Genomic DNA, 19,952 nt, shown 5'->3' with positions numbered 1-19,952 from the left:
TTATATTCGATTTCAAAAATGTCGTCAATGCTCCTTCTCACAGCTCCACAAAAAAAAGCCCTCAGAGCGAGGGCCTTTTCCGGATGAAAACCATAGTGGATATCTCCTGTTATTTCACATCTTTACCTGTCCACAGAGACACACGATCTTTGATCCATTCCGTATACTGTTTCTCCATCTCCACTGCACCGGCTTTGTCCAGCTCAGCCAGGAATGCATCATAGGTCGCATCGAAATTGGCTGGTGAAGTCAAGACAGCTTCCGGAATTCGTTTGCGGACGATATCCTGTGTTTTCTGGAATTTAACACTGTAATCTGTTCCGGAAGGTACGGGCATATTATACGCTGCGCCCCATTCCTTCAGCTTCAGATCATCTTCAGAAGGGTAGAAATCCTTCCATGTACTGATACCGTAAGCTTTCAACGTTTCCTTCTCCGCCGCTGTGTATCCAGCCTGTATCTGCTCAGGGAAGTTCGTTGTGTAATAATTGTCGGTTGCATCCTTCACACCATCGCCGTATCTGGCACTGAAAATATTATACATGCCAATTCCCGTTTCTTTGGTGAATGCGGAGTTATCATTTACTTTGCGATCCTGAATTTCCTGCGGAATCACACGTTTACCATCTTCTACTTTATAATGGTCGCCTTCAATGCCCCAGTTTCTCAGGACTTGACCTTCATCCGATGCAAGCCAATCCATGAACTTGATGATCCGAACCGGATCTTTCGCGGACGTGGTAATTCCGATGCCGTAACCGTCAAACCCTGTTGGCTGGAACGTATGGTCAACGATATCTTTATTCAGGGAAACAGAGAAATGAGCATACGTGCTGTCATCCTTGCCTGCGGATTTCAATGCATTTTCAGCCTCACCATAGTTCCACTCCTGATCAATCAGGCCCAGAACACGGCCGCTGGCAATTTTGGATTTGTACTGGTCATCCTTTTGTACAAACGTATCTTTGTCCAGAAGGCCCTCATTGTACATTTTGTTCAGCCACCGGAAGTATTCTTTCTCCTCTGGGCGTTTGTAGTGAAGTTTCGCTTCATACGTTTCTGGATCGATATAGTATTCACCATCATCCGGTGCACCTGTTGCCTGGAAGGCCGGATTCGTAACCGTGATCATGATTTTCCAGTCATCGGCATTCAGCGTCAATGGAATCGTTGGCTGACCGTCGATCGTTGGATGTTTTTCATAATAGGCACGAAGTACTTTTTCGTAGTCCTCAAGTGTTTTTACTTCAGGATAACCAAGTTCTTTCAGTACCTTTTGCTGGATTTCGAATCCGCCTGTCGCGTCAAAGACAACGTTGTCTACCCCCATATTCGTTGGGATGGTATAGATCGCTTGATCTTCCGTGCTGTATTTCAGACGGTTCATCTGATCACCATAGATTTTCTTCAGGTTCGGTGCATGTTCTTCAATCAGATCGGTCAGGTCAATCATTGCACCTGCGTCCACCAGCTTTGACAAGTTTCCTTTTGGGAAAATCATGTCTGGATAGTCGCCGCTAGCTGCCATCAATGCAACCTTTTGGTCACCACCATTGTTGACATCATACTCTGCTTCAATCGTTACTCCGGTTTGCTTTGTGATCTCTTTACCAACGGCATCCTGCATGTTGTTCCAGGTTGGACTAGGGTCCGCACCGAAGAATGAGATCGTAATCGGATCGGTACCACTGGATTCGGTAGTCTCCTTGGTGCCGGAGTTACCGCATCCAGCAGTAACCAACATCGCACTAGCGAGCATTAACATAGCAAACGTCTTCGGTCTTTTACCTGTAATTCTGTCTTTCATACTGCCTCTCATTGTCTATCTCCCCCTATTTATGAAGGTTTTATCTGTATAACAGGCCAGGGGCCTGAGGATACCACATATTAGTTAAGCCAAACTTATTCGTAAAATGTAATCAACGACCCCTGTTTCAATCGTTATGGTTTCAACATTACTTCACATCTTTTCCCGTCCAGAGGGATACACGATCCTTGATCCATACGGTGTATTGTTTTTCCATCTCTACTGCGCCTGCTTTATCCAGTTCAGCCAGCAGCCCGTCATAGAGACTGTCGAATTGATCCGGTTTGGCCAAAATCGCTTCAGGAATCCGTTTGCGGATGATATCCTGTGTTTTTTGGAAGGTAACATTATATTCGGTATCGGAAGGCACCGGCATGTTGTATGCTGCGCCCCAATCCTTCAGCTTCAGATCATCCTCAGACGGGTAGAAATCTTTCCAAGTTGTAATGCCGTAAGCTTTCAGCGTTTCTTTCTCAGCTGCTGTATATCCAGCCTGAATCTGTTCAGGGAAGTTGGTTGTGTAGTAGTTATCTGTGGGATCTTTCACACCATCACCGTATCTGGCACTGAAGACGTTATACATCCCGATTCCAGACTCTTTAGTGAAGGCGGAGTTATCGTTGATCTTGCGGTCCTGGACATCTTCCGGCACGATGCGTTTGCCGTTTTCGACTTTATAATGCTGGTTCTCAACCCCCCAGTTTCGGAGGACCTGGCCTTCGTCGGAAGCAAGCCAATCCATAAACTTGATGATCCGAACCGGATCTTTCGCAGAGGTAGTAATTCCGATACCGTAACCGTCAAAACCGGTTGGCTGGAATGTATGATCCACAATATCCTTGTTCAATGAGACGGAGAAGTGCGCATACGTGCTCTCACCGTTGTTTTTGGATTTGAGTGCATTTTCTGCTTCGCCATAGTTCCACTCCTGGTCAATCAGACCGAGAACGCGGCCGCTGGCAATTTTGGATTTATATTGATCATCCTTCTGAACAAAGGTATCTTTGTCCAGGAGACCTTCGTTATACATTTTGTTCAGCCAGCGGAAGTATTCTTTCTCCTCTGGACGTTTGTAGTGCAGCATCGCTTCATAGGTTTCAGGATTGATATAATATTCCCCGTCGTCTGGTGCACCTGTTGCCTGGAAGGCCGGGTTTGTAACCGTAATCATAATCTTCCAGTCATCGGCATTCAGCGTCAGCGGAATAGTAGGCTGCCCATCGATTGTTGGATGTTTCTCATAGTAAGCCCGCAGCACATTCTCATAATCCTCGAGTGTTTTCACTTCCGGGTAGCCCAGCTCTTTTAATACCTTCTGCTGAATCTCAAACCCGCCAGTAGCATCAAACGCGACGTTACCTACACCCATATTGGTTGGAATCGTATAGATGGCTTGATCTTCTGTGCTGTATTTCAAACGGTTCATCTGGTCACCATAGATTTTCTTCAGGTTGGGAGCATGCTCCTCAATCAGGTCGGTCAGGTCAAGCATTGCGCCTGCATCCACCAGCTTCGACAGGTTTCCTTTAGGATAGATAATATCAGGGTAATCACCGCTGGCAGCCATGAGCGGTATCTTCTGGTCGCCGCCATTATTTACATCATACTCAGCTTCAAGTGTAACCCCCGTTGCTTTGGTAATCTCCTGCCCGACAGCATCCTTCATGTTGTTCCAGTTCGGACTGGCATCTGCTCCAAAGAATGTAAACGTAATCGGGGTCGTCGTGTCACCCGTGTCCACCGGTTTCTCTGAAGCTGATTTCTCTCCACTGCTTCCGCATCCTGCTGTGATTGCAAGCGCGCTGGCTAACAAAAGCATTGCAAATGTTTTTGGTGTTCTGCCCTTCATGTGTAATCCCCCTTTTGGATAAAATGAAGCTGTGTATTTGTACAACAGGACCTGCCTGCTCATACCATATTCGGGTGAATCCAACGTTCTTCTCAGATTCAGTAACATTAGAAGCGCTTACTTTTTTTCCAGTGGATGAGGGTGCCGTTCTGAGTGACCAGGCTTTGTTCCCTTCAGATATGTTTAATCTTCTTTCTGTCGGGTAGACGGCTGCAGTAGATGCACAATTAATTGTAAGTGCTTTCACAGTTGAATCATAATATTTAAGAAAACCCTTGTCAATAGCTAATTTCAAAAATCTAAAACGGTTTCACTAAAACGTTTTTGTTATAAAAGAAACCCGATATTCCGGGTTCTATTTTATTTTTTCAATGGACAGGTCTGTACTTACCGAACACTAATCAGCGTTCCATAACCGAACGCGATTTTGAATCAATGCCGTATATTGTTTTTCCATTTTTTCTGCTCCCGCCTGGTTCAGTTCAGCGATCATGCCATCATAGATGGCATCAAACTTGTCGGGTGAACTTAAGACAGCTTCGGGAATCCGTTTGCGGATGATATCCTGTGTTTTCTGGAAAACGACATTATAATCCGAATCTCCTGGTGCTGGCATGTTATAGGCTGCCCCCAAGGTTTAACCGGAAATTCCTCTTCACTCGGGAACAGATCCTTCCATGTTGAAGCACCGTATGCCTGAAGGGTCTCTTTCTCTGCTTGAGTATATGAAGCTTCAATCTGTTCAGGAAAACTTGTCGTGTAATAATTATTCGTGGAATCTTTCACGCCATCTCCATAGCGTCCGGACATATTTTTATATAGTCCGATTCCAGACTCTTTTTGGAACGCAGAAGCATGGTTTGTTTTTTGCTCCTGAATCGCTGCCGGAATCACACGCTTGCCATCCTTGATCTCGTAGTGTTTGCCTTCAATGCCCCAGTTCATCAGAATCTGCCCTTCCTCGGAAGCCAAATAATCAAAGAATTGAATGGTACGTACCGGGTCAGGATTAGCAGTGGTTATACCTACTCCCCAGCCGGATACAAATCCTGGGTCTTGAAAAGAGTGATCTTTCAGTTCCTCGGACAGTGTCACCGGGAAATGAGAATAAGCTGACTCCGCTCTACCCGACGATTTCAGTGCGTCCTCTGCATCGGCATACCCCCAATCCTGATCAATGACACCCAGTACACGTCCGCTTGCAATTTTGGATTTGTACTGATCTGATTTTTGCACAAAGCTTTCCTGATCGAGCAAACCTTCGCTGTACATATGATTCAACCAGCGGAAATACTCTTTTTCCTCCGGGCGTTTGTAATGCAGCATCGCTTCATAGGTTTCCGGATGAATATAGTATTCGCCGTCATCCGGTGCGCCTGTGGCCAGAAAGGCCGGATTCGTGACGGTAATCATGATTCTCCAGTTGTCTGCATCCAGCGTTAACGGAATGGTCGGCTGACCATCCGTCATCGGATGTTTGTCGCTGTATGCCCGCAGTACATTTTCATAGTCCTGAAGTGTTCGAACCTTGGGGTATCCGAGTTCTTTCAGCACACGATGCTGAATACCGAATCCCCCGCCTGCATCAAAATATTTCTGGTCCACCGCATAATACGTCGGCAGCACATAGATTGCCTGATCTTCGTTACTGTATTTCAACCGATTCATGTAATTACCATACAGCTTCTTCAAGTTGGGAGCATGTTCTTCGATCAGGTCGGTCAGGTCCAGCATTGCGCCAGCATCCACCAGCTTGCTGAGTTCACCCTTGGGTGAAACGATATCCGGATAGTCGCGACTTGCTGCCATCAGGGATATTCTGTCCTGTCCCCCGCTAACGGCAAACTCGCCGTTCAAGGTGATGCCTGTTTTGGCTGTAATAACCGTGCCGACTTCATCCTTCATGCCATTCCAGTTTGGATTTGGATCAACACTGAAAAAATCGAACGTAAGCGGAGACTGCGCTCCGCTGGTATTCGTAAGTGACGTTTTACCGCCGACGCCTCCATCACAGGATGTAATCAAAAGTAAAGCCAGAAGCGGCCCCAGTGCGACCTTCATTTTAAAACTGGACATAATGGTAATCCTCCCTATTTCATACGTCTGTCTTATACGGAACTGTTCTGTTCCTCTCTTAGCTTCATGAGTGATCCCTGCCCCGCCGCCAAAACTGAAATTATAGTGTATGGCAGCAGTCGGGATACCCTGAGCTTCTCTATATAAGTACTCTATTATAGGTTTACAATCCATTATTAGGCCAGTCTTTACATCTGTACCAAGGTCTATGCTTTTACCGCACCAAGTGTCATTCCGCCAACAAAGTACTTCTGCAGGAACGGATAAACAATCAGAATCGGAACCGTTACGACGATCGTTATCGCCATTTTGATGGATTCCGGAGAAATCTGTGCCATCTGCTGTGCCATATCATTGGCGTTCCGTCCGGCACCCGAGCCCTGCTGCGTACTCTGCAACACCTTCATCAGCTCGTACTGCAAAGTAGTCAGATGCGCCTTCGAGCCGTTATATAGGTACGTATCAAACCATGCATTCCACTGTCCCACGGCGAGGAACAGCGCAATGGTTGCAAGTACAGGCTTGCACAGCGGTAGAATGATGCGGTAATAAATTTTGAAATCATTCGCACCGTCCAGCTTGGCCGATTCCTGAAGGGCATATGGCAGACCGTCAATGAATGAACGGATGATGAATACGTTCCACGCACTGATCATACCTGGCAGTACGTATACCCAGAATGTACCAATCAGGTTCAGGTCACGCATCAGGATATATACAGGGATCAGACCACCCGAGAAATACATCGTCAATGCCAGCGCTGTGGATACGAATTTTCTCAGTCCGAAATCAGGTCTGCTTAATGTAAAGGCAATCATCGATGAACTGATCAGCCCAAGCAGTGTACCCACAAGGGTACGCATAATGGAGATTTTCAAACCCTGCAGCAGCCCCTCATATTGAAAGATTGTCTGATAGTTCTGCAGTGTGAATTCACGAGGCCATAAGTAGATTCCGCCGCGTACTGTATCCGCCGAGTTATTCAGCGAGATCGCCAGTACGTTGAGGAATGGATAGAGTGTTACAATCAGCACCATGGTCATCGCGAGGATATTGAATATATCGAACACTTTATCGCCCCGTGTGGCATTGAATGTTTTGTTCGCCATAATGTCTCCCCCTCCCTACATGATGCTTTCTTTGGTGAATTTTTTGAACAAACCGTTAGCCGTAAACAGAAGGATGATACTGACAACGGAATTGAATATGCCTATCGCTGTACCGTACGAGAATCGACCCATATTCAAACCGTAATTCAGTGCGTAGAGATCAAGGACTTCCGAGTAATCCAGTACTAGACTGTTCTGCAGCAAAAATTGCTTCTCAAAACCGATACTGATCAGGTGTCCTATCGACATGATGAACAATACAGAGATCGTCGTTCGAATTCCCGGCAGTGTAATGTGCCACATCTGTCTGAAGCGGTTCGCACCATCTACACGTGAAGCCTCGTACAGCTCCTGGTCAATACCCGTAATGGCCGCCAGATAGATGATGGCATTCCAGCCGGTTTCCTTCCACATATCCGAGGCGGTAACAATGTACCAGAACAGGTTCCCCTGCGCCATGAACTGAATCGGCTTATCGATAATATGAAGACCCATCAGAATATCATTGATAATTCCGCCATCGGTCGACAGCATCTTGGTAATAATCCCTGCTACAACAACCCAGGATACAAAGTGAGGAAGGTACGATACGGTCTGCACAGCCCGTTTGAAGAACATACCTTTCATTTCATTCAAGAGGATGGCAAAGAAAATCGGCACGATAAAACCGACAATCAGTCCCATCAAGCTCATTGCAAGTGTATTTCGAAGCACCAGATAAAACCGGTCATCACTGAACAATTCTACAAAGTGTTTAAAACCAACCCAATCCTGTTCTCCGAATGACCTGGCAGGTTTATAATTTTGAAAAGCCATCGTCCATCCCCACAGCGGCAGATAGTTAAATACAAAAACCCAAGCGACGAATGGCAGTGACATCAGATAAAGATATTTCTGCTGTTTCATTCTGTCCCAAACTCCGTTCCGCCGCTGCTTCAATGGCGGTTTGGGGTCCCTGCTTCGTTTCGCGGAAGCGGATTTCTTTGTTAGCGTTTCCATCTCCGTTCCCCCTCCTCTGTTTTTATAAAATAATCATAATCGATAGAGCGTTTTCAAAATACCATCTGGATTTTAGAGAAAATCATATAAAAATTAGATATCCCCCCCTAAAATCAGACATTAATCCTTTAAAATTAGAGATAATATAGACTTATTAACTTTTATAAATCCATATAAAGTTAGATTTAACTTTGTTAGTATATTTACGAAAACGTTTTTTAGAAATCGTTTACCTTTAGCCGAAAAACATAAAAAAGAGACCTTTGCAGGTCTCCGAATAAATGCTTTATATCACAATGTAAATTGAATAGGCTTCAGCTTGAACATTCCAAGCAGCTGGGCCGCTGTAACGGAACTGCTCGGCTTAAACTGCTCTCCCTGGACATAAGACAGCATCTCTTGAAAAAGAAAGGCGGCTTCCGGGCGCTTCATCAAGGCTGTGTCCGTAAAAGGAAAAGTAGATACCAGAATACGGCCCTTTCCTGCTCTGGCTTCAAATGCATAGGCCAGCCGTTTGGCCCGGTGGAAATGATCCACCACCTCAATCAGCGGATTAACATCCTGCATCGTGTCGAGGCAAACTGCAGGCGTACCATTCACAAGATGATACCAGTGCCAATCGGAGGCCCCATCATGCGGGAAGCTCCCAAGAAGGGCGGTCTCTTTCTCCATATGCATGCCCATCGTGGCTCCCGGCTGCGCAGCAAACATGAGATAATTCCAGAACACCGGCAGGTACTTCGTTTCCACCGGATCATACAGATCCTCGGCATCCGGCTGCAGCCAAATACGGCCGCCATTCAAGAGCACATCCAGCACATTGGGAGTCAGGGACTTCACAATTAACAGCTCATGCTGGCCTTGTCTCAGCAGCCTGCAGCCATCTACATGGTCCACACGCTCGCAGTGTGATTCAACCAGCAAGGGCTGCAGTTCCTTCATCGTATTCCAGATGCGCTTCATATCCCCATGGCGTTCGCTCGCCGCCTGTACCACCGGGAAAGACCAGCCATGCCAAACATTCTGGGCTGCCGTAACGGACGTCAGATGATTGGCAGGATGCACGATGGAGTGTTCAGCGCTGACAGGATGAATTGCATCATTCACAGGATGGCAGCGCAGCTCGGCCTCCACTCGAAAGGCTGATACACCATGGCCCGGTGCATCAATCTTCACACTTCCGAGAGACAGGACCGAACCACAGGGAATATCTCCGCAGCTCCATTCTCCTTCCGTGAGCAGCTGTCCATCCGCAGCCATTCTCCAGTGAATGGAAGCATTTTTTAATGTCCTTTTGCCATAATGAGATATGCGCACATCAATCTCGATCAGCTCTCCAGCGTAATAAGTCCGCTCTATGCAGCTCAGAAGTATGACCACATCAGCATTGAACTGTTTTACTTCAGCAGGGGTTGTTATTCCTTTATCCTCCCAAAATACATCCAGAAAACCGGTGGTGGCATGCCCCTGTCCCGGGAAATCGCGGATATCCAGCAGCTGGATGCCTGCTGCATCCGGCGTACGTCTTACTCGCTCCATCGCTTCTTTGAGTGATCGCATCTGATGTTTACCCGTTGCCTGCTGATACGGTTCCAGCTTCACCATCATGCCTTTACGCTGGAGTGACTCTTCGACAGGATCTAACCACGTAGGACGAAAGACTCCTGTATACTTCTCCCGCTCCTGGGGACGCACATACATCGTGAACTGTGCATGTTCATGCCCGATGACCGGGTGTGATGCCAGCCTTGTAACCGCATGATAATCCAGTGTCGTATCCGGCACCGCCGACAAAACGGATTCCAGCGGAGGATGCCAGTTAAAGGACTGAATATAATAATCCGCTTCTCTTCCTTGTGGGGGAAGCTGCCCAAAGCCTGTATTATCCGTGTATAATCTGGACGGGTCCTTCTCTCTCGCTCTTGCGATCAGTGCATTCAGTTCGGGATGTCCGTTCGCACCAATCAGCTCATTGCCCAGTGAGAACAAGACAAAAGAAGGATGGCGATGCAGGGCCTCCAGCAGTCGATCCAGTTCTTGTGTGAGATAGCTCAATATCTCTATCGGAGCAGCAGTATGACTCTCTTGAAAAAAACGGGACCAGTGCGGAAGCTCTGCCTGCACAAGCATGCCCTCTTCATCGGCGGCCTCCCAGAACGGTTCCGGTGGACTCCACCCGTGTAAACGGACATGGTTAAAGCCGTAAGACTTGGCTGTGCGAAACTGCTTCACATAGTGCTCGTAATCCCAAACCGGATATCCAGTGAGCGGAAATATACAGCAGTCCACGTACCCGCGCAGAAAGACTGGCGTTCCATTGAGGATTAATTGTTTACCACGTGCTGCAAAAGAACGCATACCGAATCGCTGTTCCATCCGGTCAAGCTCCTGTTCCCCTTCCTTCAATCGAACCACTGCCCGGTATAAAGCAGGGTTCTCATCGTTCCACGCTATGATCGTTCTCTCCGCTCCCAGTTCAACCCGATATGATACTATAATCACACCTGTTTCCGCTCCGTCGTTCTCCTGAGCCTCCGTTCTGGCATTTACTTGCTTCTCGGCACTCTGTACATCATAAAGATGGGGCCTCAGCCATGTTCCATCCGGGTGCTCGATATCAATCCGCAGCTGCATCCGTGATGCGGAGACTTCAGCGGGTCTGCTGATCGTGCACTGAACCGATATCGTTCCGCTGGCCATGTCAGGCTCAATTCGTAAGTTATGTACCCGCCGTAAAGGCTGCCTTTCCAGAAATGCTCCTCCTGTAATGCCCCCCCAAGCCGCGGCCGTATGTAATGAATGAATGTGACTGCCCGCGAGAGGCAGCTTCATCGTGTTATCGACCCAAATCTCTATACGGTTGTTCTCCCCTGGCTTTACCCAAGGGGTTATATCCCACGTCTGTTCAGTAAGCAGGCTGTCCCTTATGCCGGCTTCGTTTCCATTGAACCAAAGCCTTGATGTCCAACGCACGCCTTTCAGTCCGAATACATAATGTCCGCTCCGGGTGTCAGCGGGAATAAAGACATCTCTGGCATACCAAGCTGAGCCCTCATACTCACGAATTTTAGTCCATGTATCGATTCGGGCATACCCGGGAGCCTGACCATACCCCTGCTCCTCCCAAGACCCCGGCACCTGAATCGTGTTCCATAGAGCATCCTCCGGGTGCGGAGGGCACCATTGCTTCGTGTTCCTGCTTTCACTATGCCCGCTGTGTTCAGTATGTTCTTCGGCCTGCTGGGCCAGTAGAAAATGCCAGGTTCCATTCAAATGGATCGTATAACGCGCTTCGACTGCATCCGACTGCGGATTCATAATCTGGGCCACCCTTCCTCTGGACTCTTGTACTTTGTGCAGGTCAGTCTACGGTGCAGGGTATTCGTAAACCATTGCTTATTCCAGGAAGTACATCCGCTATAATTACGATGAGCACCAGAGGTAAGTCTGGATCACTCGTTTTCGCCCTCCTGATAACCCGTTTCTTTGGCTTGGGCTTGGGATCTGGATTGTTTGTACGCCGAAGGAGACTCACCCACATATTTCTTGAATTTACCGTGGAAATAGTCCACGTTGGCATATCCCACCCTTGAAGCTACCTGATGCACCTTTAATCCTTCGTCAAGCAGCACTTTGGCTTGCTCGATTCGGACTTTATCCAGAAAGGCGTTAAAATACTCCCCGGTGTGATTCTTGAACAATTTCCCCAAATAACTGCTGTTGTAATTGAACACCTCAGCCAGAACTTCAAGCTTGAGGTTCTCGCCCGGATTACGTTGAATGAATTCAATCATCTGTTTCATCACTGTATCCTTGCTGCCTCCGCCCATTCGCTGGATCAGACGATTCAAATGCTCAGCTGCCATCGCTTTGAGGTCGGCCATCGTAAACTGATGATATACCTCGTTAATCAGCACCGAGTGCTCCTGCATAATAGACTGCATCTGCTGATTAGCCGCAGCAAGCTTGTTAAATGCGAGCGAGAACACTTGAGAAAATGCTGTTTTGATTGCCTGCTCCGTCCAGTGGTACGGAATCAGGCGCTCTTCCATCTCTCCAAGCACACGCATCACGGATTCACTACTGCGAATATCCAGGGCATAATACAGCTTGTCCGCCAATTCAACTTCATCAGGCTCCTGTACCCCTTCTGTTACGGTTTCCTGACCGTTCACATCTGTAATATTTGAAGGAGACAGCCGCCCTTCGTCCCAGCGCTCGATTCGCTGCCCGGAGAACAGGAAACGTTCCGCTAGAAGGGTGTTAGCTTGTGTGTATGATCTGGCAATATCCGCTGTAGAATGTACCGGTTCTCCCGCAGCAGCGTACATGTGTACGTTCCATTCCGCGAGTAATGCCTGCAGCTCCTCGTACATCTCCTGTGCTGCAGAGTCCCGAGTAACCACTTCTTTAATTAACAGCCCCAGTCCGGAATGAAAGGAAAACACGATCCCTCTCTCCTTCTGATCAAATGCTTCAATCAGCTTGCGCTTCATCTCATTTCCTCGCTGCAGATCCGGTGCTGCATGAATTTCCAGCAGAATCACTTGATACTGCGGCCAGTGAAGTCCAAGGCTGTCTTCCTCCCTGCTTCCCGTACCCTGCAGTGAGTCATAGAGCAGCGCCTCAATCTGATGTTCCCTGTAGGCTGTATCTTCTCCCGCGTAACGCGCCTGCGTCTCCTGCTCCTGCTGAAGCTGCACCGCAATGCGCTCCAGTTCAGCAATGATTTCCTCTTCGTCCACCGGCTTCAACAGGTAGCCGTCCACGCCGAAGCTGATTGCCTTTTTGGCATAATCAAAATCAGCATACCCGCTTAAAATCAGAAAATGTGCATCCGGTTGAGTCAGGCGGAGCTCTTCTATTACCTCCAGGCCAGTCATGCCTGGCATCCGTATATCAATAATGGTCAGGTCCGGCTTCATTTCGTGGAAACAGGCGATCGCTTCTCGCCCGCTTCCGGCTGTAGCCATGACCTGGAAGCTGTATTTTTCCCAATCGATAATGGTGGTCAGTCCCTCGCGAATGCTCGGTTCATCGTCTACCAACAATACTTTATACATGCTGGTTCCCTCCTGCTGGCAAGGTGAAAGAAACCTCCGTTCCTTCCCCGTACACACTGTTAATCTGTAACCCGGCACTTTCCCCATACGTCAACGTTAAACGCTGATGCACATTACGCATCCCAATCCGGCTCTTCTCCTCTTCCTCGGGGCCGCTGACAAACTGCATCACTTCAGTAAGCCTTTCCGGCGTGATTCCCGCCCCATCATCCTTAACTCGAACCCCCACTATGCCATCCTTCAGCCAGATATGAATATGAACCTGCACAGTACCTTCCTTGTTTTCCAAACCATGTACAATGGCGTTCTCTACAATCGGCTGAATGATCAAAGGAGGAATATACATTCTCTCCACCTCAGGGTCCACATGAATCTCAAACGCTAGTCTGTCTCCATACCTGAACTTCTGGATCTCCAGATAAGAACGTACCATCTCCAGTTCTGCCCGAAACGTCGTTTTACCGCTGCCAATCTCCAGACTTTTTCGCATCAGCTTGCCAAGCAGCCTGACAATATTCGCAATCTCTGCCTCCCCCTTGATATGAGCCTTCATGCGAATAGATTCAAGCGCGTTAAACAAAAAATGGGGATTGATCTGGCTGGCCATCATTTTCAGTTTAATCTCTTTCTGAGCGATTTCCAATCGGTTGTTCTGCTCCGTGGTCTCGACCACCTGGGTCATCAATTCGTTAATGCTCTTCACCATGTAATTGAACTGGCGTGATAATTGACCAATCTCATCATTTCCGTCAATACGCGAAGTGACATTCAAGTCCCCGAGAGCCAGCTTGTTCAGATGTTTGCTGAGCCGGAGAAGCCGGTTTGAGGTCAGGAATGAGATGATATATACCAGCAGCAGTGCGATCACCAGCACCAAAGTAATAAAAATCATGCCAATCTGGCTGATCTGGTTAGCATCTTTCACGATATTTTTGGTCGCAAACACCGAGATGACCTTCAGTTTGTTGAAGCTGGACCCCGGCCCCAGTTCATCAATCACGATATTGGAAGGCTCCCCCTGAAAATCAGCTTCGATGGTGCCTTTGGGCTGACTCTGCAGATCTACGCCAAAATCAAGCTCATCCAGCGTCTTACCGACCAGTTCGGTATTTTTGGCTGCAACTACATAACCCTGTTCGTCCGTAATCAGCGTCTCAAACTGCTCCTGACGCAGGAGGCCGTTAAGTTCCTCCTGATTGATCACAATCATCAGTACACCTTCTGTCTTATATTCGGCAAACGGAACTTTGCGCACCAGACTGAGCCGGTGAACCGGGTTGTCTTCCCTGCCGGGGATATAGAACCAGCCGATGCTCGTCGTTTTCAGCGCTTCCTTATACCAGTAGCTCTCCTTGGTCCGTTCATTCACCGGAATAAACTCAAGATTGTTAATCAATGTCGGGTTGGGGGAGTAAAATCGAATACCGGCTATTTCGCGGTACAGCCTTCGATATTCCTGAAAGTCTTTATAGGCAAGATAGGCCGAAGTCAGCTCTACCACACTCTTGTAACGCCGGTTCACGATCTCCTTGAGATCGGCATTGAACATCAGCATGTTGGATATATCGGTGGGCACACGCAGCATGGTCGCCGTCTGGCTTTTAATTTTATCCACATTAATGATGGTCTGCCCGATGGCATTATCCAGCGCCTGCTGACGAAAATAACTGGTAACAGCGAGACCAATAATCAGCACTGGAATCATAACAACAAGCACATAGGAAATGAGCAATTTATGCTTTAATTTGAGATTATTCGAAGTTCGAATCAGCCGTTTTAACATATCTGCACCTTCCATCGTCCGTATAAGCGCTTACATCTTCAGTTCATTAGAAACAGGTCACGCTAACCCGCGCATCCATCATACCACATAACTGCAGCGTTCGATTTGACATTAAAAAGGAGATATGGTTTGAGATACATGGATGGAACCCAAAAAACATGCCTACGCTAAAAAGGCACTTCCACGATTGGAAGTGCCTCTTTTCATTAAATCTGATGTGTTTTTAAAGCTTAAATTAAATTAAAGCTGTTTTAAGGACGTGGCGTGCTTACGCCGTTCAGAATCAGCTTCGGATGGATATCTGCGCTCAGTGACGCGGAAACGGCGCAGTATTTCTCTTCGGCCATCTGGATGGCTTTCCAGATCCGGTAATCCGGGATGTCGCCGTCTACTTTAAAGATCAGATCAATGGACGTAAAACCTTTCGGCATATCCTCGCTGCGTGTGCCCTGCGCTTCGATCTCGATCGAATCGATCTTATCCAGAAAAGCATCCAGAATCATCGTAATGTCGATCCCCATGCAGCCGCCAAGTCCTGCCAGTAACAATTCCATCGGCGTAGCGCCTTGGCTGTCACCGCCATATGCTGCTGTGGCATCCATACCTACAGCATACCCTGAAGGTCCTTCAGAGGTAAAGGCGCGTTTTCCCTTCCATACTGTTGTTACATTCATGATGTTTTCCTTCTTCCTTTAGTTAGTTTACACATACACTCCGATGACAGAATAACCTTCCCATCACTGGGTGGTTTAAAATTCGGTAATCTGCCGCAGGAACTGGCGCGTGCGCTCTTGCTCAGGGTGTTCAAAAAAGGCTTCGGGGCTTGCTGTCTCGACAATGGAACCGTCCGCCATAAAGACGATTTTGTTCGCCACGTTCCGGGCAAACTTCAGCTCATGTGTCACGACCAGCATCGTCATGCCTTCCTGTGCCAGCTCTTTCATCACCGACAGCACCTCTCCAACCAGTTCGGGGTCAAGGGCTGAGGTAGGTTCGTCAAACAGCATCACTTCCGGCTCCATCGCCAGAGCACGCGCAATGGCTACTCGCTGCTGCTGGCCCCCCGATAAACGGGAAGGATAAGCGTCCTCCTTGTCCGACAGACCTACACGACCCAGCAAAAGACGCCCGCGCTCGGCGGCTTCATCCCGCTTTATTTTTTTCACCGTTATAAGACCTTCCATGACATTGCCAAGCACCGTCTTGTGCGGATACAGGTTAAACTGCTGGAACACCATGCCGGTCTGGCGACGAATCTCCAGTACCCGGGCACGCTGCACGCGCAGCGGATCTGCACTGTTTACCACAATGCCGTTCACTTCGATCTGTCCGCCGGACAGCTGTTCGAGTCCATTGAGACAGCGCAGCAGGGTGCTTTTGCCCGAACCGCTGGGACCCAGCAGGACAACAATATCCTTGGCATCTACATGCATATCGATATTGGTGAGCACTTCATGATTTTGAAAACGTTTGGTCAGTCCGGTTGTAGTAATCATCGGTCCTCTCCCCCTTTAGTAAGCCCGGGCCAGCCGGCGCTCCACTTGTTCCAGAATGGCCGAGAAGCCGATGCTCATGATCCAATACATTACGCCAATTGCCAGATAAAATGGCATATTGACTGCATACTGCGATACCAAAAGCTGTGCAGAACGCAGCAGTTCGGTAACGCCAATAGCAGCGACTAGCGATGTTTCCTTGAGCATGCCAATAAAGGTATTACCCATCGGTGGAATGGCAATGCGCACGGCCTGCGGGAAAATGATACGTCTCATCGCCTGTGCGGGAGTCATACCCGTCGCGTATGCCGCTTCCGTTTGCCCTTTCGGTACAGCTTGAATCGCCCCGCGGAACGTTTCGGAAAGAAACGCACCGGCATTTAAACTAAGCCCCAGACAAGCGGCCGTAAGCGACCCAAGCGTTACACCATAGTCGACAAGCCCGTAATAAATGACGAATAATTGCACCAGCAGCGGGGTGCCCCGCATGATGGATACATAAAATCTGGCGATCAGCCTTAACCACACCGGCCCTTTAAGCCTAGCAATAGCTACCAGCAACCCGATGATAAAGGCAAAAAACATGGAGATCACCGTGACATACAGCGTATAATAAGCCCCCTTCAGAAAGAAGGGGATATTCTCGAATACCAGTTCCATGGATCAAACTTCCCTTCGCCCTGCCGGTTCATTATTGCGCAGGCTCTTCACCAAACCATTTTTTGAAAATAGTATTGTATGTGCCGTCGTCCTTCATGCCTTGCAGCGCATCGTTCAATGCAGCGACAAGCTCAGGGTTGTCCTTACGCACCGCGATCCCTGCCTGGTCGCTTTTGATTGCTTCGCCTACAGCTTTAATTTTGAATCCATTCGCATCGATAATCGGTTTCAAAGCATACAGGTTGTTAATCGTAGCATCGATCCGACCTGCGTTCAGGTCCTTCAGGGATGAAATGACATCATCATACGTTTTGATTGTAAACTCTCCAACTTTGGGCAGCACTTCGCTGCGCAGGTACGTTTCATCGTTAGTGCCCAAACCTACACCGATCGTTTTGCCTTTGAAATCTTCCAGTTTCGTAATATCATTGTTGTCTTCTTTGACAATAATTTTGACTTGGTTCGTGATGTACGGATCACTGAAATCCAGCACTTTTTTACGATCGTCCGTAATCGTCATTTGGCTGATAATCGCATCCAGCTTTTTCGCCTGCAGACTTGGTGTCAGACCCGAGAACTCCTGAGATACAAATTCAACTTTAACGCCAAGGCGCTTCGCCACTTCACGTGCGATATCCGCATCGAATCCGTCCATTTCTTTCTTGTCATTCAGGAAGTTGTACGGACGATACGTGCCCATCATGCCGACTTTAATCACACCTGCGGATTTGATCTGTTCCAGTTCGCTGCCACCAGACTGTGCTGCATTGTTTGTATTGCCCGTATTCGTGTCCCCATTATCCGCAGCCTTGCTGCCGCACGCACTCAGTACGAGCACAACCATGAGCAGAATTGCGGTGAGAGACCACCCTTTGCGAATTTTAGTTCCATATGTGTTATTCATGACGTTAACTTCCTCTCATTCATCTTATGTTCTCTTGGTGCTTCCATTATTCCCTGTGACTGGCTTAATCATGTGAAGAAGCGTGTAATTGTGTAATTTTCCTGCCTCTTTCCTGAAAATAACGCCACGACCCCGCTGCCCATTATGTACCAAGAAGGCCGTAAAATTCAAAACTCGCCGCTTCAGCTGCTAACGCTGCAGCGTCTATATCCGGGAAACGGCTGTGCAGCTCCTCCGAGCCAAACAACCAGCGTGAGATCATACCCTCGATCATGCTTACAAGCAGCGCCGCACGCAGGGGTACTTTCATATCTGCTGGCAGCATGCCCAGTTCGACAGCACGCTCCATATTGTGACGGAAAGCCGTCTCCACCGCATTGCGAGTCTCTTCGACCAGCGCCTGAACGGACGCTTCGGTCACAATTCCCTTAAGCAGCAGCTCCATAAAATACCGATTCGCCGCCGCAAAGGTGAACAAGTCGGTAAACAGCTTCTCCGAGGCCTTCACCATATCTTCAACCGATCCCGCATCCTTGCGGTAGCCCTGCCCGATCGCCTCCAGCAGCTGCTCTCTGCCGGTTAACAAAATTTCGGAGGCAATGGCCTCTTTGCTCTTGAAATGCCAGTAAAACGTTCCTTGAGCAACTCCAGCCTCTCGAACAATATCGGAAATTTTGGTCTGATGATACCCCTGGGTCGCGAATCGTTCCATCGCTATACGGATAATTTGGTCTCGGCGCTCTTCTCCGGGCTCCAAACCGTTGATTTTGGCCATGATTGCAAACCTCCCGATTGATTAGTCAGTCAGTTAATGTATATCCTATGGGATAACTCGGTTTTTGTCAATATAGTTTTAAACACCGGGTTACAAGCATAGAGTTGAAGTGGGAGACCATTCTGAGCATAATAGAGGATAGTCTTGTTCGAAAGGACAGACATCGTCATAGCAGGACAGGCCCTTATGGCTGTCATCTGCATCTCAAGGAGGAAGAGAATTGGACTTTATATCATCCATTATTATGGGCATCATCGAAGGTTTGACTGAGTTTTTGCCCGTGTCCTCTACCGGACACATGATTCTGACAGCTCACCTGCTGGGTCTATCAGAGGACAACGAGTCAGTCAAAACGTTTGAGGTGGTTGTGCAGCTTGGTGCTGTACTGGCTGTTGTTGTATTGTACTGGAACAAATTCATTGATATGTTTCGCTTCACCGGAGGCAAAAGGCCGTATTCCCGCCGTCTCAATCTGGGCCATATCATTCTGGCGATGGTTCCTGCTGTCGTCATCGGACTTGTGTTCCGGGACTGGATTAAAGCTCACTTGTTTGGTCCGCAAACCGTACTGTACAGCCTTGTGATCGGTGGTCTACTGATGATCGCAGCTGAGCGTTGGAGCCGTAAAAGCTCACGTATTACCACACATGATGTTGATGATATTACCTACAAGCAGGCATTTGCTGTAGGCATGTTTCAGATTTTGGCGTTGTGGCCGGGCTTTTCTCGTTCCGGTTCCACAATCTCCGGCGGCCTGTTTGCCGGAATCAGCCGGGTAGCTGCGGCAGAGTTCACCTTCCTCGTGTCCGTTCCAATTATGATTGGTGCTACGGGATACGATATGTACAAAAGCATTGATCATCTGAACAGCGATGATTTTCTCATCTTTGCGATTGGATTTATCGCCGCATTCATCGTGGCCATGCTGGCAATTAAGACATTCTTGTCTATTCTGAAAAGATTGAGCCTGACTGTCTTCGCTGTATACCGCTTTGTACTGGCAGCAGTATTCTTCGTGATTCTGATGATGTAATTTATATGAATGGAACAAAAACGGGGTTACACATCTCCATTCTTATCCAACATCAAACCGATCAGCTGCTCTAACAGAAATGGCGGCCCTGTCTTCCTCCGGAAGCAGGGCCGCCATTTGGCTATAATTTAATATGTACAATGTAAGCCTGGCATTACTTAGGCATGTTCAGGTAATCCGATATTATTCCCAACGATCTGCCTGTATGCTTCGCTGTCTTTTTCGTTCCTTCAGTCTCCCCAACCAACGATACCTATTCAGCTTCTGTTCATTTAACAACTGCTTTACACCAATCATCAGCAAATGATACCTTCGATCATTATTATGGCTCAATTGATGCATCTCTTCCAAAATCTCTCTGCTCATTCGGCTCTTGTTCACTCCAATATTCAGTTTGT

The 19,952-nt window shown here is 48.0% G+C and carries 14 protein-coding genes and 1 pseudogene; 1 reads left to right on the top strand and 14 read right to left on the bottom strand.

Going from position 1 to position 19,952, the window contains the following annotated elements; translation table 11 throughout:
* Positions 1-109: 109 nt before the first annotated feature.
* The 13 genes and pseudogenes from ABXS70_RS01150 to ABXS70_RS01090 form a co-directional block, all read right to left on the bottom strand.
* The gene (locus ABXS70_RS01150) at positions 110-1,819 is read right to left on the bottom strand and encodes an ABC transporter substrate-binding protein (protein WP_342552841.1); all 1,710 of its coding nucleotides are present in this window, start codon (positions 1,817-1,819) and stop codon (positions 110-112) included.
* Positions 1,820-1,955: 136 nt separating this feature from the next.
* Entirely contained in the window at positions 1,956-3,656 is a 1,701-nt protein-coding gene (locus ABXS70_RS01145; RefSeq protein WP_366293340.1) for an ABC transporter substrate-binding protein, read from the bottom strand.
* Between the two features lie 397 nt (positions 3,657-4,053).
* Positions 4,054-5,732: pseudogene (locus ABXS70_RS01140) on the bottom strand (ABC transporter substrate-binding protein).
* A gap of 206 nt (positions 5,733-5,938) precedes the next feature.
* On the bottom strand, positions 5,939-6,841 hold the full coding sequence (locus tag ABXS70_RS01135) for a carbohydrate ABC transporter permease (RefSeq protein ID WP_342552844.1): 903 nt from the start codon (positions 6,839-6,841) through the stop codon (positions 5,939-5,941).
* 15 nt (positions 6,842-6,856) lie between these two features.
* Entirely contained in the window at positions 6,857-7,840 is a 984-nt protein-coding gene (locus ABXS70_RS01130; RefSeq protein WP_342552845.1) for a sugar ABC transporter permease, read from the bottom strand.
* A 291-nt stretch (positions 7,841-8,131) separates the two neighbouring features.
* On the bottom strand, positions 8,132-11,158 hold the full coding sequence (locus tag ABXS70_RS01125; protein ID WP_342552846.1) for a sugar-binding domain-containing protein: 3,027 nt from the start codon (positions 11,156-11,158) through the stop codon (positions 8,132-8,134).
* Positions 11,159-11,292: 134 nt separating this feature from the next.
* A complete protein-coding gene (locus tag ABXS70_RS01120; RefSeq protein WP_342552847.1) occupies positions 11,293-12,903 on the bottom strand; it encodes a response regulator transcription factor in 1,611 nt (536 codons plus the stop codon).
* Entirely contained in the window at positions 12,896-14,686 is a 1,791-nt protein-coding gene (locus tag ABXS70_RS01115) for a histidine kinase (RefSeq protein WP_342552848.1), read from the bottom strand. Before ABXS70_RS01115 ends, ABXS70_RS01120 begins: the two co-directional genes overlap by 8 nt.
* Positions 14,687-14,937: 251 nt before the next feature.
* Entirely contained in the window at positions 14,938-15,360 is a 423-nt protein-coding gene (locus ABXS70_RS01110) for an OsmC family protein (protein WP_090924948.1), read from the bottom strand.
* A 75-nt stretch (positions 15,361-15,435) separates the two neighbouring features.
* Positions 15,436-16,182, bottom strand: coding sequence for an amino acid ABC transporter ATP-binding protein (locus ABXS70_RS01105; RefSeq protein WP_342552849.1), 747 nt, complete (start codon positions 16,180-16,182; stop codon positions 15,436-15,438).
* A 15-nt stretch (positions 16,183-16,197) separates the two neighbouring features.
* Positions 16,198-16,842, bottom strand: a complete 645-nt coding sequence (locus ABXS70_RS01100; protein WP_342552850.1) for an amino acid ABC transporter permease — start codon at positions 16,840-16,842, stop codon at positions 16,198-16,200.
* Between the two features lie 31 nt (positions 16,843-16,873).
* Complete coding sequence (locus ABXS70_RS01095) at positions 16,874-17,746, bottom strand: transporter substrate-binding domain-containing protein (RefSeq protein ID WP_342552851.1); 873 nt, start codon at positions 17,744-17,746, stop codon at positions 16,874-16,876.
* A 142-nt stretch (positions 17,747-17,888) separates the two neighbouring features.
* Positions 17,889-18,521, bottom strand: a complete 633-nt coding sequence (locus ABXS70_RS01090) for a TetR/AcrR family transcriptional regulator (RefSeq protein WP_342552852.1) — start codon at positions 18,519-18,521, stop codon at positions 17,889-17,891.
* A gap of 220 nt (positions 18,522-18,741) precedes the next feature.
* On the opposite strand from ABXS70_RS01090, the gene bacA reads away from it, so the two are divergent.
* Positions 18,742-19,554, top strand: coding sequence for an undecaprenyl-diphosphate phosphatase (gene bacA / locus ABXS70_RS01085; protein WP_342552853.1), 813 nt, complete (start codon positions 18,742-18,744; stop codon positions 19,552-19,554).
* 183 nt (positions 19,555-19,737) lie between these two features.
* On the opposite strand, the gene ABXS70_RS01080 is transcribed toward bacA, so the two are convergent.
* On the bottom strand, positions 19,738-19,920 hold the full coding sequence (locus tag ABXS70_RS01080; protein WP_342552854.1) for a hypothetical protein: 183 nt from the start codon (positions 19,918-19,920) through the stop codon (positions 19,738-19,740).
* Between the last annotated feature and the right edge of the window lie 32 nt (positions 19,921-19,952).

This window comes from Paenibacillus sp. AN1007 (assembly GCF_040702995.1).
GTDB lineage: Bacteria > Bacillota > Bacilli > Paenibacillales > Paenibacillaceae > Paenibacillus.
Note: the sequence above shows the minus strand (reverse complement) of the source record. Positions and strands in the feature narration are given on the sequence as shown.

What these genes read in the sequence shown, in the direction of transcription:
- ABXS70_RS01150 (WP_342552841.1), bottom strand. Translation starts at nt 1,819, where the DNA reads ATGAGAGGCAGTATGAAAGACAGAATTACAGGTAAAAGACCGAAGACG.
- ABXS70_RS01145 (WP_366293340.1), bottom strand. Translation starts at nt 3,656, where the DNA reads ATGAAGGGCAGAACACCAAAAACATTTGCAATGCTTTTGTTAGCCAGC.
- ABXS70_RS01135 (WP_342552844.1), bottom strand. Translation starts at nt 6,841, where the DNA reads ATGGCGAACAAAACATTCAATGCCACACGGGGCGATAAAGTGTTCGAT.
- ABXS70_RS01130 (WP_342552845.1), bottom strand. Translation starts at nt 7,840, where the DNA reads ATGGAAACGCTAACAAAGAAATCCGCTTCCGCGAAACGAAGCAGGGAC.
- ABXS70_RS01125 (WP_342552846.1), bottom strand. Translation starts at nt 11,158, where the DNA reads ATGAATCCGCAGTCGGATGCAGTCGAAGCGCGTTATACGATCCATTTG.
- ABXS70_RS01120 (WP_342552847.1), bottom strand. Translation starts at nt 12,903, where the DNA reads ATGTATAAAGTATTGTTGGTAGACGATGAACCGAGCATTCGCGAGGGA.
- ABXS70_RS01115 (WP_342552848.1), bottom strand. Translation starts at nt 14,686, where the DNA reads ATGTTAAAACGGCTGATTCGAACTTCGAATAATCTCAAATTAAAGCAT.
- ABXS70_RS01110 (WP_090924948.1), bottom strand. Translation starts at nt 15,360, where the DNA reads ATGAATGTAACAACAGTATGGAAGGGAAAACGCGCCTTTACCTCTGAA.
- ABXS70_RS01105 (WP_342552849.1), bottom strand. Translation starts at nt 16,182, where the DNA reads ATGATTACTACAACCGGACTGACCAAACGTTTTCAAAATCATGAAGTG.
- ABXS70_RS01100 (WP_342552850.1), bottom strand. Translation starts at nt 16,842, where the DNA reads ATGGAACTGGTATTCGAGAATATCCCCTTCTTTCTGAAGGGGGCTTAT.
- ABXS70_RS01095 (WP_342552851.1), bottom strand. Translation starts at nt 17,746, where the DNA reads ATGAATAACACATATGGAACTAAAATTCGCAAAGGGTGGTCTCTCACC.
- ABXS70_RS01090 (WP_342552852.1), bottom strand. Translation starts at nt 18,521, where the DNA reads ATGGCCAAAATCAACGGTTTGGAGCCCGGAGAAGAGCGCCGAGACCAA.
- ABXS70_RS01080 (WP_342552854.1), bottom strand. Translation starts at nt 19,920, where the DNA reads ATGAGCAGAGAGATTTTGGAAGAGATGCATCAATTGAGCCATAATAAT.